The 13,769-nt window shown below is 45.5% G+C and carries 7 protein-coding genes; 5 read left to right on the top strand and 2 right to left on the bottom strand.

All coding sequences use genetic code 11. The annotated features are described in order from the left end of the window. The first annotated feature begins 67 nt into the window (after nt 1-67). Together ABW391_RS06485 and ABW391_RS06490 are read left to right on the top strand one after the other, a co-directional pair. Entirely contained in the window at nt 68-2,884 is a 2,817-nt protein-coding gene (locus tag ABW391_RS06485) for a TonB-dependent receptor domain-containing protein (RefSeq protein ID WP_353481025.1), read from the top strand. A 10-nt stretch (nt 2,885-2,894) separates the two neighbouring features. Then, nucleotides 2,895-3,647: a GLPGLI family protein gene (locus ABW391_RS06490; RefSeq protein ID WP_353481026.1), complete on the top strand. Its 753-nt coding sequence runs from the start codon at nt 2,895-2,897 to the stop codon at nt 3,645-3,647. 59 nt (nt 3,648-3,706) lie between these two features. Here ABW391_RS06490 and ABW391_RS06495 read toward each other — a convergent pair whose 3' ends face one another. After that, nucleotides 3,707-6,253, bottom strand: a complete 2,547-nt coding sequence (locus tag ABW391_RS06495; protein ID WP_353481027.1) for a TonB-dependent receptor — start codon at nt 6,251-6,253, stop codon at nt 3,707-3,709. Nucleotides 6,254-6,442: 189 nt separating this feature from the next. On the opposite strand from ABW391_RS06495, the gene ABW391_RS06500 reads away from it, so the two are divergent. Then, nucleotides 6,443-9,385 carry an ELWxxDGT repeat protein gene (locus ABW391_RS06500; RefSeq protein ID WP_353481028.1) on the top strand — a complete coding sequence of 981 codons (2,943 nt, stop codon included), beginning with the start codon at nt 6,443-6,445 and terminating at the stop codon, nt 9,383-9,385. Between the two features lie 37 nt (nt 9,386-9,422). Here the strand turns inward: ABW391_RS06500 and ABW391_RS06505 are convergent, their stop codons facing one another. Then, nucleotides 9,423-10,970 carry a PD-(D/E)XK nuclease domain-containing ATP-binding protein gene (locus ABW391_RS06505; RefSeq protein ID WP_353481029.1) on the bottom strand — a complete coding sequence of 516 codons (1,548 nt, stop codon included), beginning with the start codon at nt 10,968-10,970 and terminating at the stop codon, nt 9,423-9,425. Between the two features lie 313 nt (nt 10,971-11,283). On the opposite strand from ABW391_RS06505, the gene ABW391_RS06510 reads away from it, so the two are divergent. Together ABW391_RS06510 and ABW391_RS06515 are read left to right on the top strand one after the other, a co-directional pair. After that, nucleotides 11,284-12,066, top strand: a complete 783-nt coding sequence (locus ABW391_RS06510; protein ID WP_353481030.1) for an FKBP-type peptidyl-prolyl cis-trans isomerase — start codon at nt 11,284-11,286, stop codon at nt 12,064-12,066. Between the two features lie 228 nt (nt 12,067-12,294). Further along, nucleotides 12,295-13,632 carry a vanadium-dependent haloperoxidase gene (locus ABW391_RS06515; RefSeq protein WP_353481031.1) on the top strand — a complete coding sequence of 446 codons (1,338 nt, stop codon included), beginning with the start codon at nt 12,295-12,297 and terminating at the stop codon, nt 13,630-13,632. Nucleotides 13,633-13,769 lie beyond the last annotated feature (137 nt).

The following is a 13,769-nucleotide window of genomic DNA, read 5'->3' on the forward strand; positions in this document are numbered from 1 at the left end:
TATACTTTGTCCGTTTGTATAATACTGAAACATTATCTACACACTCGACTAACCGAAAAATTATTAAATGAAACGCTTTCTAGGCTTAGGGATTATGCTGTTGGCCCTCAACATAATCTATGCCCAAAACCCGGCCAAAGTAACCATCAAAGGGAATGTTGTTGATACGTCCAATGCTCCCGCCCCCTACCCCACTGTAATGCTGCTCAACCCTACCGATTCCAGTTTGATCAATTTTACCCGCGCCGACGAAAAAGGTGCTTTTGAATTCAAGAACTTACGCAACGTACCTTACCTGCTGAAAATCTCGCTACTCAGTTACCAGCCCCGCCAATTTATGGTACCTGCCCACGACAAAGAAATCAATGATTTGGGTCAGGTTAAGATCAAACCCATTTCGATGGAGCTGATGGAAGTCGTTATCCGATCGGCCAAAGCCAACCTGAGTTTCCGCGGCGATACCATCGAATACGATGCTTCAACCTTCAAAGTACCTCCAGGTTCTACCGTAGAAGACCTGCTGCGCCGACTTCCCGGGATTGATGTAGACGCCGATGGCAACATCAAATCACAAGGAAAAGACGTCAGGAAAGTAACCGTAGATGGGAAAAGCTTCTTTGGGGACGACCCCAAAGCTGCCACCAAAAACCTGGGTGCAGAAACCATCTCCAAAGTACAGGTGTTCAACGAAAAATCAGAACAAGCCCAAATAACCGGTGTAGACGATGGCAAAAAAGAAAAGGTGATGAACCTGGAACTCAAAGCCGAATTTAAAAAAGGAACTTTTGGCAAAATCACCGGTGCACTGGGTGACCAGGAACGCTGGGCCGCCCGCGGCAACTTAAACAACTTCAACACCAAAGAACAGTTTTCCATCATTGGCTTTGGCAACAACATCAACCAAACGGGCGTCAACTGGGAAGACTATGGCGAATTCAAAGGCCAAAATGCCTTCAGTGATTATGACAATGGGGACTTTGGTTTCAATAGTGGCGGCGGACGGTTTTATTATTCCAGCGGCGATGGTGGACTCACCAACCGATTTGACGGTCGGGGTTTCACCAAAAACTATGGCGGTGGAGCGAATTACAACTTTGACAATGGCAAAAAATCCAAGTTTAATGCCAGCTATACCTACAACCAAACCGATTTGAACCTGGATGAATTTGCCTTCCGGCAGACGTTCTTACCTGACACCACTTTTTTCAACAACGATACCATCAACCAAGGGGAGTTTCGCAACAACCACATCCTCAATTCACGCCTGGAACAAAAAATTGACTCCAACAATGTCATCATCATCAAGGCCAACGCCCGCATCAGCAATCAGGATGCAGCGAGCTTGCGAAACCAGTCTTTCTTGACTAGCCTGGAAAAAGCCAACAACCGCCTTTCGGTAGACAACAATTCCAACCGCGATACCTGGGGGCTAACCAGCTCGCTGATTTTCCGGCACCGTTTCAAGAAAAAAGGACGCGCCTTTGCCCTGAGCGCTGCTTTCAATCAAAATCAAAACGACCTGAACGAAAACTTTACTTCTCTGAACCGCTTTTTTAATGCCACTTCGTTCACCCAGCAAATCCGCCAATTGAACCGCGACAACAACGGCAACGACGAAGTCAAATCCAGTTTGTTGTACACCGATGCCTTGTCCAAAAAATGGTTCGTGGAAACCTTTTACAATTTCAGTCAATCGAGCAGTCAAAATCAACGCCGGGTCACCAACCCCGAACTGAACAATCAACTGATCGAAAACCTGAGCTTGTTTTCTGACAACCGGCTGTTGTACAATCGCCTTGGCACGGGCTTGCGCTATTCTCACGAGGGACTTAATCTCTCTTTTGGACTGGCTGCACTCCAGTATGATTTGCATTCCGAGTTTTCGCGCGACAAAGGTCAGACCCTGGTTGCTCCTGCACTGGATCGTACTTTTACCCACGTAACACCCAATGTTGATTTGAATGTTGAGTTGCCCAACAACATTTACCTGAGTACCGCATACAACTACAATGTACAGGCGCCTCAGTTCAATGATTTGCGCCCGGTGTCCACTTACAACAACCCTTCCTTCCGCTCAGAAGGCAACCCCAATTTGACCCCGGAATTGTCCCACAACCTGTCCGCAGGGATCAACTATTGGGATCCAGCCAGCTTCAGCAGCATCAATGTCAATGTGGAATACAGTGCCAAGCAGAGTCAAATTGTATACAATCAGGTCATTCAGCCCGATGACCAATTGGGCCTCCTGAGCATCACCCGCCCTGAAAACGTCAAGGGTGGCAATGAATTTTCGACCTATTTCTGGCTCAATCGCCCGCTCATCAAAACCAAATTGACCCTTTCGGCCAGTGGTGGACTGAATTTTAGTAAAAATCCGGCCTTCGTCAATGGCGTTGAAAACGAAACCAACAGCAAAGGCAGCAGTGTTGGAATTGACTTGAACGCAACACCGAGCCCAAAATTCATCCTGTCCCTGGGTGGCAACCTGAATTTTACCAATATCAGTTATTCGATTCAGGAAAATCAGAACCAGAAAATCCGCAATTCCAGCATCGATGGCTCGATGAAGTATCAGTTTGCCAAAAAATCCTTTGTAGAAAGCAACCTGGATTACAACATCTTCCGCAATGATCGTTTCGATTTCAAACAAGATATCCCAATCTGGAATGCCTCGGTACGCCAATTGTTTGGCAAAGGCAACAAGGTTGAAGTGCGTTTGGCCGCTTTTGACTTGCTCAACAAGCGGAAATCCATCCGACAGAATGGTTCATCCAACTATGTGGAGCGCAGAATTTCCAACACCCTGGCACGGTATTTCATGCTCAGTGTGAGTTACAATGTGCGTGGCTATGAAAGCAAATTGAAGAAGAATAACTGGTTTTAAAAAAATTCCAATGAAAAGAATAATTCTATTTCTCCTCTTTCTCTTTCCCGTCCTGGTTTTTTCACAGGAAATGGAAGGGCGTATTCGATACCTGGTTGTAAACAACTGGACAAAACAGATGGAACATCTAGATTACCTCAGCAAACAGCAGCGAGAAAAAGTGGCCTACATGTGGGGCAATCGTTCTGAGTGGAAATCCTACAGCAATCTTTTTTTTAAAGCCAACCAAACGAAGTACGAAGCCTCGGAAGAGAAAGCCGAACCGGAAGACGAAGGCGGCTATTCCTGGCGCAAGGACGTGTTTTTCCAAAAACGGGACTTTGACAAAAACACCCAGTACGATGGCCTAACCATGCTGGGCAAAACCTACCTCGTCGAAGACAGTTTAGCTGCCCCAAAATGGCGCATTCTGAACGATCTAAAAGAAGTGGCAGGACATGTATGTATGAAAGCCTTCGCTCAAGATACGGTACGCAAACAAAAGATCATTGCCTGGTTTGCCCAAGACATTTTACACAGCGGCGGCCCCGCAGGTTTTTATGGCTTGCCAGGTATGATCCTGGAAATAGACGTAAACGAAGGCGCCATGGTCTTAACGGCTGACTTGATTGAAATGAAAAAATTGACCACGGAGTTAGATCCTCCTGCCAAACTGAAGGGCAAAAAAATCAAGCAAGCGGATTACGACAAACTGATTAAAGCCCACATCAAAGAAAAAACGGAAGCCGAGGAACCCTGGTTTTGGGGGATTCGGTATATTTAAGAATTGTGAAAAGCGGTCGCAAAGCCTTGATCCTTTGCGACCGCTTTCAATAAAATAGGTTAGAACGAGTACCGCAAGGTCACCCCATACGTCCGTGGGTCGCCCAACACCCCAGCGTAATGCCCAGCATTTCCCGCCGCAGGCAAGAGTTGCTCGAAGTAATCCACGTCAAACAAGTTGCGCGCCCATACAAAGATGGACAAACCATTTGTAGCCCGGAAGCCAATCCGGCCATTGAGCAAAGTATACCCATCGATGTTCAGGTACTTCGAGGGAGAGGGACTTGAAGAAAACGAGGAGCGATAGTAGCCATCCACGGCCAGGAAAAACTTTCCTTCCTGGGTGAGCAACTTTCCCCCTGCCGTAAGTTCTGCACCCAGCGAGCCTGCCCATTTGGAGATTCCAGGCAAGTCACCACCAGAAATATCCTTGAATGCCGATGTTCCACCCGTTTCTTCAAGTGGCACTGGCGCGTTTTTGAAGGAGATGTATTTGCCATCGGTATAGGCTACGGCACCATATATGGAAAAATGTTTGCTAAAGGAAACGTTTCCGTCCAACTCCACTCCACGTACCCGGACTTGCTCTGCATTTGCCAGATAGCCCCGGTTTACGCCCACTTCCGCAGTTTGTACCTGGGTTTGGTAATCCTGAATGTCGGTATTGTGAAACACGATGTTCAAGGTAGAGTTTTCCGTTGGAGAAGTTTTCACCCCAATTTCATAGTGGGTGACGTACTCCGGTTTGATGCTGGCTAGTTCAGTCAAGACTCGTCCACTGGCTGTAGGCAAGCCACCGAGGTTGACCCCTACCGGTTTGTAGCTGGTTGAATAGGTCGCAAAAGCATTGAAACGTTTGGAAGCTTTATACGCCAAGGTCAATTGCCCGGAGAAGTTTTTTTCATTCACATTGGCCTTGAATGCCTGGTTGGAATAAACTCCGTTTTTCAGGGCAAGTAGCGCAGGATCGGTGGTTTGTAAGCCACCGTAGGTCACCCGGGTATAGTCTACATCTTTTTCATCGTAATTGTACCGAATACCGGGTAGGATATGCAGTTTTTTGGTGATGGCCCAATCAAGTTGTCCAAATACGGCGCCACCGAAAGACTTCAGTGTTGAGGTGGTTTTGATGCCAAATCCGTCAAAAAGGCCTGGAGTTTTCCACAATGCGCTGGTAGAGCTTTGAAAAAAACGCCACTGCGCAGCACCTGATTCTTCAATGTGTACTGGGTCAGTAACCAGGTTTTGACCAATTCCAAATACCCCGATGACTCCACTCAGGCTAGAGGAAAAATTACCTGCATAACGAATCTCCTGTGTCCAGTTGGTGTGCCGAGAGGTCGCTTGCGACTTGGAAAGAACAGGTAAGCCCGTAAAGTCGCGGTCATTCAAGGGATCCCAATTCCAATAACGCAAAGAAGTAGTCGAAGTCAATGTCCCACTGCCGATTTTTGCATCAACATTAAGGGAGACGCCACCCAATTCGTTGCCGGAGCGCCAAGGTGAATCGGTGTCAATGATACGTTCGAATGCACTGGTGTAGGGCACCTTGTAATCGAGATCGGCGATGATTTGTTTGAATTGGCGGTAAGGAGCACGTAAGGTCGGTGCCACACCAGCAATTACTTGTGCGTAGCCATCGGGTTTTTGGCTTGACACGTCTCCGATCAGAAGAATTCTGATTTTGTCTGTTGGCGTATACTGCAACTGCCCACGCAGACCCAGGTTATTTAGGTCGTTGACATTTTTTTGGGTTCTGACATTATAGAGCAGTCCGTCTCGCTGGGTACCAGAAAAGGACAAGCGCCCTGCAAATTTTTTGCCCAATGGCCCAGTAATTGAAGTTTTGGCCTGGATGTAGCCATAATTGCCATAACTCACCTCGAAAATGGCGCCAGGTTTAAAGCTTGGTGCACGCGTGGAGATGTTGAAAGCACCAGCGGTGGTGTTTTTGCCAAAAAGAGTACCCTGAGGGCCGCGCAATATCTCGATCTGCTCGATATCGATAAAATCGAGGGTGGTGGCGGCTGGCCGGGCGTAATACACTCCATCTACATAGAATCCAACTCCGGGGTCAATGCCGTCATTGGTGAGGCCAAAGGTAGACCCCAATCCACGAATATTGAGGGTGGTGTTGCGCGGATTGGAAGAGTAAAGTTGTACCGTGGGTACCAGTTCTTTCAAGCGGTTTACGTTGAAAGCTCCAGCATCGGCAACCAATTTGCCGCCAATGATCGAGATCGGAATGGGCACGTCCTGTGCCGTTTCTTCCCGACGGCGGGAGGAGATCACCACCTCGGATAGTTGGTTGTCGTCCACCAGAATAACCTCTAGTGGTGTGCTGGGCAATTCCGAAATGAGTACTTCTTTGGGGTTGAAACCTACCGAACTGATGCGCAAGGTAAAGGGAAAATCCTTGCGAGCAGGGATGCTGAATTTACCGTCGATGTCGGCAATGGTATAAACGTTAGTGCCCTTGATGACAATCGTTGAGCCGACCAGTGGCACACCCGTTTTGTCTTTGATGACGCCAGTAAGATCTTGTGCAAACGCTAGGTTGGTCCAAAGTAGAAATACCGGAATGAAAAAACGTAAAACTTGGCTCATGTTCATTGTATTTGGTGTTAATATCCGAAATCGAGTTGATTTAAAATCCTTTAAATTCTATTAATTTAATAGAATTTATTGAAATAATGGACAAAGATAATTTACTGCGCAAAATTTTCTAGCTTTTTGAAAAAAAAAGAACAATTTGCAATCAAATACTCCATTGGCAAACCCTAAAAAACTCCATTGATGAAAAAGAAGAACTTCTGTTTGCTGCTGTTCCTTCTCGTTTTTCCATTGCTGCTTAAAAGTCAATTCCAGGTTGCTGATATCAATAAATCGTTGGTGGGGAGCGATCCAAACTTTGTTCGAGCAGGATTTGAGCTTTTTGCTTTCACTGCTTTGAGTGACCAATACGGGCGCGAATTATTCGTCAGCGATGGTACTGAAGCAGGGACAAAATTGGTCAAAGACATTAGCCCAGGAAATGCCAGTTCGCAATTTTGGGAAGTCACCATTATTGACTCCCTTTGTTATTTCATCACCAGTCCCGATGCGGCAACCCTGCAATACTGGTGTACCAGCCTAAAAAAACCTGAGCCAGTTTTGCTGAAAACATTCGCTGTCAATGGCATTTCTGGTGGGCAAAACGGTAAATTCACCAAGCTCGGCGACCAGGTGTATTTTTTACACCGCAATGCAAATTACTTGATGGAATTATGGAAAACTGACAGAACTCCTATCGGAACCACTCGTGTATTTGAATTTGGAAGAAATGTTTTTCCCAATCAATTAAGTACCTTCAACAAACAACTGATTTTTTTGGCAGAAGACAAGGCCGGTCTCAGTCAACTTTGGAAAAGTGATGGCAGCAACAATGGTACATCTTTAATCAAATCGGTTGATACACAGTATGGTACTTTTGAGTATGCAGTATTCAAAGACACGATCTATTTCGTTGCGAATGATGGCATCAGTGGTTGGGAATTGTGGCAATCAGATGGTACTGCCAATGGAACTAGGTTGTTCGTTGACTTGATACCTGGAGCGGAGAGTGGTGCTCCAACCAATTTAACTGCAGTTGGAGATAATCTTTTTTTCACCGCTTATGATGCTGCGAATGGGCCAGAACTATGGCGAACGAAAGGAACTCCCCAAACAACTCAATTGGTCAAAGACATTCGGGTCGGGACACAAGGTTCTACGCCCTTTAGCTTTAAAAATTTCAAGAACACCCTTTATTTTCTTGCTCAAGATGGAGCAGTTGGTACCGAGTTGTGGAAAAGTGATGGGACTACCCAAGGTACCCAGTTGGTAAAGGATATATTTACCGGGCCAGGTAGTGCTTTTGGGAACAACCGACTCCAGAGTACTTCTGACGGCATTCATTTTTTCTTTGTGGCTAAAGATAGTCTACAAGGTTGGGCCCTCTGGCGCAGTGATGGTACTTTGGCCGGAATGAACCGCGTTTATTCGATCCTACCAACCGTTAATGCAACCGAGATAACCGAACTAATCGCACACAAACGAAGTATTTTTTTCAAGACACAAGATGGAAGAAATGGGCAAGAACTCTGGAAAACTGACGGTACCGAAACCGGAACAACTATTTTCACCAAGCTCAACTCTACTGGTGCAAGTTCTTTTCCTTACCAGATGAAGGTGGTCAACAACCTGCTGATGTTTTCCGCAAAAACCGAGACGGAAGGATTTGAATTGTGGAAATCGGATGGTACTGCGAGCGGCACGCAAATGGTAAAAGACATCTACCCAGGAGTTGAAAGCGCCAATTTATTATTGCCCACTGCCTTTAAGAACAACTATTTTTTCACCGCATCTTATGTACCAGGATCCAGACAGGTATGGAAAAGCGATGGGACAGCAAAAGGTACCATTTTACTCAAAAACATCAACGAAGGTCGGGGGGGGACTTCTACGGAGGGTATGACCGTTTTAAAAGATAAATTGATTTTTAATGCCTACCGAGCAACGGAAGGCGAAGAGCTTTGGATTTCTGACGGCACAGAAGCGGGCACTAAACTCTTAAAAGACATCAACCCGGTTGGCCAATCCTTGCCTTTCATTCCTTTGAATCCAGCTATTTTAAAGGATAGTTTATTGTTTTTTTCGGCACATGATGGCCTCACGGGGGTGGAACTCTGGAGAACCAATGGCACACCCGAAGGAACCTCTCTTGTAGCAGATATCCGGCCTTTCGACCAAAGTCCAAACGTATATTATTTCCACATCGGGATGATGACGAATGTAAATGAAACCCTTTTTTTTACTGCCGACAATGGTACATTAGGTGGTGAATTATGGAAGACAGACGGTACAACCCAAGGTACCCGACTCGTTAAAGACATTTGGCCGGGAATCGTGGGTTCCTCCCCTGGGAACGGTATATCTTTCAAAAACAATCTATATTTTAATGCAAGTGATGAAAAACATGGCACTGAACTTTGGAAAAGCGATGGCACCTTCAACGGAACGGTGCTGGTAAAAGATATTTTGCCTGGCGCAGTTGGGGCTCTCCCTATAAATTTTGTAGTACACAACAACGAATTGTATTTTGTAGTTGTCAATGATGGCGAGGAGAGATATGCACTCTGGAAAACTGATGGGACAAGTGAAGGCACAGTGCGGGTCAAACGAATTGCCGCCAATGACAATAAACGATTCATCCGGCCACCTTTTTCATGGGGGAAATATTTGTATTTCTCATCTGATGATGGCATCCACGGGTACGAGCTTTGGCGCAGTGATGGCACAGAAGAAGGCACAGCAATGCTGTTTGATTTGAACAACGGCCCTGCTTCAAGTGAACCCGACAATTTCACCCCCTACAAAAATGACTTATACTTCTCCGCCGATGATGGCATTCATGGCCAGGAACTCTGGAGGCTGAATGCAAGCACTACAGTTTCAACCACCGAATCAACCATTGCCGAGCTGTTGATTTTCCCCAACCCTGCTACCGATAAACTCACTATTCGCAAAACGACCGAAAATCAACCACTCTACATCAGTTTATTCGACAGCAATGGCAAAATGGTGATCAACCGCTACCTGTTGCGGGATTCGACAAAGGATTTTGATGTGCACAACTTGTCTGCGGGCCTGTATGTATTGGAAATGTCGGAGGAGGCAAGTGGCAAACGGTATTCAAAAAAAATAGTGATTGTGCGGTGAGTTAGGTGGGACGTATTTATAATGCGTTTGCCCTTTCCTACACCCCCTTCTCAACCCATTCATCAATGCCCTTTGTATCCGTGCTAAAATTCACTCCAACCCCCGTTAATTTTTTCCCGCTGTTCCGGTATTTATCCGCGTAACCCTTTTGTTTGATTTGAGCAATCGCCTCCGCAGCTGATTTATTGAATTTGAACTCAAAAATGTACACATCGCTGGTCGTTTGTACCACCGCATCGGCACGACCACGGGCGGAGTGCACCTCGCTTTGGGTGTACATACCCAGGTAACTAAATACCAAATGGATCAAGCCGTGATACAATCCTTCCGATTTTTTGTCAAAAACCTCGCTCGGCAGGTCAGCCAGTAAGCCATCCAGGATTTCACGTACCTGCGGCAGATTTCCCTGGGTGAAAGCCAGCTTGAGGTTGCGGATGGTTAGTCCGGTATCGGTGCGGTGTGCATCTTTGGCCAGATCATCAATCAAAAACTGGTACATGCTTTGGCGAACCTCCTTGTTGGGGTAGTCCAGAATCATATCGCCCGTCCAAAGGTCCAGCTCTTTGACGGTCAGGTAACCTGCCTGGAAAAGAATGGAAGTCAAGTCGAGGTTTTCGATATCGTACCGCTCAAAGGTGGTGTTGTTGGCCGGGGTGTTTTCGACGTCGAATATTTCCAATTTGCGCATTTGTGCGATCAAAAACCGGGGGCTTCCCGTAGAAAACCAAAAATTGGTAAACCGTTGAGCTGCAAAAAAGCGCAATACGCCAAATGGGTTGTATACCCGCCGTACGCCATCCCAGGAATAGCCGTTGTACCATTCGCGGATGCCGTCCAGAAGCCTTTGACGATCTACTCCAAGGACGGTTTGAACCGCTTGCAAATGAACTTCAAAATAATGTTCCAACTCGTGCTGGGTATAACCCGTTATAGTGGCGTACTGAGTACTAAGGGTGATGTCGTGTAGATTGTTGAGGTGTGAAAAGATAGATACCTGGGCAAATTTGGAAATTCCAGTGATGAAGACCAATTGCAGATGTTCATCGGCACTTTTGATGACGGAATAAAAATTGCGCAGAACCTCGCGGTTGACTTTGGCTTGCTCGATGGTCTGTTGTTCCAGGTAATCGATGATGGGTTTGTCGTACTCATCGATGAGCAGAACTACTTTGCCATAGGTTTCATGAAGTTGTTGGATCAGTTCCCTGAATTGACTTTTGTAGTCTGGAGCTTTGAGTTCTAAATTATGGCTTTTGGCCAGTGATTTGAGCTCCTGTGAAATTGCGTCTTCCAAGCCCAGTTGCTCGTAACTCATTGCATCAAATGAAAAATGCAAAACTGGATTACGTTTGTTCCAATCCCATTGATTTTCAATCCATAAACCTGAGAAAAGCGCCTGTCGGCCTTCAAACAAAGCCTTAATGGTGTTTAAAAGCAGCGATTTGCCAAAGCGGCGGGGGCGGGATAGGAAATAAGTTGCACCAGTGGTGACCAATTGATGGATAATCTCGGTTTTGTCCACGTAAATATAATCGCCTTCAATCAGCTTGTCGAAAGCTTGTATACCGATGGGTAGATTTTTCATGGGCTTAAAGATAGCAATATCTAGGCTCAATTGTCAATGCAGAAAACAGATTTTCGCTTCGTCCTGATGTGGGGTTTTCCTCGTGAACCATTTTTCAAATAAGGATATTGATAAAATTGTCATGTGATCGCGCATTCATTTATCAATCATTTATATTCAACACAAAGACATGAAGATTTTTTTACCTCTATTGTTTTTATTCACACTTTTAAGCGGCTGCAACGATCGCCCCGCTCTATTGTCTTCCGGATTCAAATACATTGTGCATACCCGAGGCAAAGGCCCTAAGGGCAAAGCAAACGACCTGGCTTTAATGCGCATTCAAATCCGCAATGATACTGGGGTTTTAGTCTCTCGATTGGATTTGTCAGCTATTCCGGATACAATTGGCTATAAAGCTGGAAAGATGGATCCTATTGTTGAAGCAATGTTGCTGATGCAAGAAGGAGATAGCCTGACCATTCACATCCCGGTACTCAATGACCAGTCAGGGATCATTGAGCCCGGCTTTGAACATTCAAAAATGAAATACATCGACTTGTCTATGCGCAAAGTAAATACTCGTGCCGAAATTGATACGGCAATTGTAAAAGTAAAAGCAGATTTAGCAAAAGCCGAAAAGAAGCGAACCAAGCAAGAAGCAGCCACCGCGGCTAAATTTGCAGCAAACCAAATTGCAGTATATGGTATGCAACTGGCTTCTGGCCAGGCAAAAAATGTGCAGACCACGCCTTCGGGGATCAAATACATATTACACGAAAAAGGAGCAGGCCCGCTTTTGATTAAAGGAGACTATCTCCGGATTGATTATTGTGGAGCGACAGCACAAGATGGGGTGAGTTTTGACAACTCTTTCGCACGGCTCAACGACTACACTGTCGCAATTGGACAAGGAGGAATTATACCCGCCTGGCAAGAAGTGCTGCGTTTGCTTCGAAAGGGGGCAAAAATCACCTTTTTTGTTCCCGCAAAACTTGCTCATGAAGACATCATAACCGAGGCAAGCATCCCGTCCAACATTGATCTACTCTATTACATGGAAGTGAATAATACTTTCAAAATACCAGAGCCCCTGTTGCCGATGCTACTAAAATAAGTGCAACAAATTGATAATCAACAAAAATATTTCATGTGTTGATTTTTTTAATGTAATTAAGAAAAAACACCATTCGAAGTTTTGCTTTTTTGAATGGTGCTTTTATCTTTGTAAAAAATAGTATTACTATTATTTCTTTCCAAGAAGAGCTTATTCAGGCCAATCTTTACGTACCCTCCTTTCTTGTTGAATGAATTACCAAATTTTCTAACTCTAAAATGTTTCACAATGAGACAGCAAATTGTATTCCCATTTACTCGCCTGCTATTGGTGGGCTTATTTCTTTTTGCTTTTGCTTGCCAAAAAGACAATGATGATGAAATTGTATCTAAACCCGCGACGGAGTTGGATGCAGTATTGGCACAAGAGTGGATGACCCAGGCCTACAACACCGTTAAACGCACCGGTTTGTTCGCATTGGATGCTTCAAGGATTTATGCGTACACATCAATCACGATGTATGAATCGATGGTACACGGAATGAAAGGATATCGCTCGCTGGCAGGTCAATTGAATGGTTTGGACAAACTCCCTGTACCAGACCCCAACAAAAAATACGATTGGGGGATTGTACTTTGCCATGCAACACCACAAGTAATTACCGAGTTAACTCCCGGAATTTCTGCAGGAACTACTTTCTCTTTGAATGCTACTGCGGATCGCCAGGCCGACGATTTACGGCTTCGCAACTCCATAGACAATGAAGTGATGAAAAACTCAAAAGAATTTGCAGATCAATTGGTTATCGCTATTTTACAATGGGCAGTTAAAGATGGTCGTGCAGTGGTGCTGGCAAAAACTTACACTGAACCCGCCCGAACTGGTAATCCTCAGTTCTGGTACGGCCGCACCTTGAACCAGGAATTCATGGCGCCATTTTGGTGGGAGAGCCGCCCTCTGGCCATTAATCAGGCTCAAATTTGTCAACCTAGCGCGCCTTACGAATACAGCGCAGATCCTAACAACGTGTATTACAAGGAAGTAAAAGAAGTATTGGATGCTTCATTCGACCCTACCAAAGTAGAAGTAGGCCGTTTTTGGGCAAATGATCCAGGCCAATCGGGTTCTCCCGCCGGATCCTGGATTGGAATTGCCAATCAACTGGTAGACCAGTTTGATCTCAATATGGCTACCACCTTAAAGATGTATGTACTGCTGGGTACAGGTACTCGCGATGGCTTTATTTCCTGTTGGTATACTAAATACCGTTGGAATTTGCAACGCCCAGTTACCTTCATCCGTGAAGTGATTGGAGTCAACACCTGGAATTCTCCGGTCGTTACGCCTCCATACCCAGATTACACATCAGGGACTTCAGTAAATGCGGGTGCATCTTCTCAAATGCTGACCTATTTATTTGGAAATCGTTCCTTCAGCGATGCACAACACACGGATAAAGGTTTCCGTCCTCGCCAGTTCAACAATTTCCGTGAAGCGGGTACAGAAGCCTTTCATTCCCGCATTTTTGGCGGTGTGCACATGCGCAAGGCTTGTGAAGAAGGTTTCAAACAAGGAACTTGCGTGGCAGAAAACATCATCAACAAGTTGAAGTTTGAACAAAAATAAGGATGCCAGAGGGGACATTCCAAGTGCGGAATGTCCTTTTCTCTAGTATGACGCAAAAAATTACTTCCCGATTTTTTGAGCCGCTTTTGAATAGGAAGCTCACTTGAAATGAACCGTTCGACTTCCTATTCAAAACC

The organism is Haliscomenobacter sp. (genome assembly GCF_040403615.1).
In the GTDB taxonomy this organism is placed as follows: domain Bacteria; phylum Bacteroidota; class Bacteroidia; order Chitinophagales; family Saprospiraceae; genus Haliscomenobacter.